The 845-nt window shown below is 55.7% G+C and carries 1 protein-coding gene; it reads left to right on the top strand.

Annotation, left to right across the window (positions count from 1 at the left end):
* Positions 1 to 819: carbohydrate ABC transporter permease (locus tag VZ95_RS21035; protein WP_045777609.1), on the top strand; the 819-nt coding region annotated here is incomplete at its 5' end.
* Between the last annotated feature and the right edge of the window lie 26 nt (positions 820 to 845).

The raw sequence follows: 845 nt of genomic DNA, 5'->3' as shown, positions 1-845 counted from the left end.
CTGCGCCTATCGCTGTTTACACCGCAAGGTGGCGGAACGGTTTTCGCGGGGCTGGATAATTTCGTGCGTTTATTCACCGATCCGCGCTGGTCGGTGAGTTTTTGGAACGCACTCTATAATAATGTGATCTTCTTTTTGATCCATATGGCGATCCAGAACCCCATCGGGATTGCGCTGGCGGCGATGCTGTCGGTGCCGAAACTCGCGGGGCGAACCTTTTATCGCACGGCGTTTTTTATGCCGACGATGCTGTCTTTCGTGATCGTCGGTTTTATCTGGAAACTCATCCTCAGCCCGCTTTGGGGCGTTGCGCCGAATTTGATGGGCTCGGTCGGCTTGAAATCCCTGTTCGCTCCCTGGCTGGGGTTGGAGTCGAGCGCGCTGATTGCGGTGGCGTTGATTTCCGTGTGGCAGTTCGTTGGCATTCCGATGATGCTGATTTACGCCGCGCTGCTCTCCATCCCGAACGAGGTGGTTGAGGCGGCCGAATTGGACGGCATTACCGGCGCGTCGCAGTTTTGGAAAATCAAACTGCCGTTGATTCTGCCCACCCTGGGGATCGTCTCGATCCTGACATTCGTGGGCAATTTCAATGCCTTCGATCTGGTCTATACAGTGCAAGGCGCGCTGGCGGGGCCGAATTTCTCCACCGATCTACTCGGCACTTACCTGTATCGCACCTTCTTCGGCTTTCAGTTGCAGTTGGGCGATCAGGCAATGGGGGCGACGATTGCGGCGATGATGTTCTTCATCATTCTGGCGGGCGTCATGCTCTATCTCTTCGTCATTCAGCGGCGCATGCGGCGCTATCAATTCTAGGGGGGTTTCGATGAACAAGGCCCGCT

It is taken from the genome of Elstera litoralis (assembly GCF_000963705.1).
GTDB lineage: Bacteria > Pseudomonadota > Alphaproteobacteria > Elsterales > Elsteraceae > Elstera > Elstera litoralis.
Note: the sequence above shows the minus strand (reverse complement) of the source record. Positions and strands in the feature narration are given on the sequence as shown.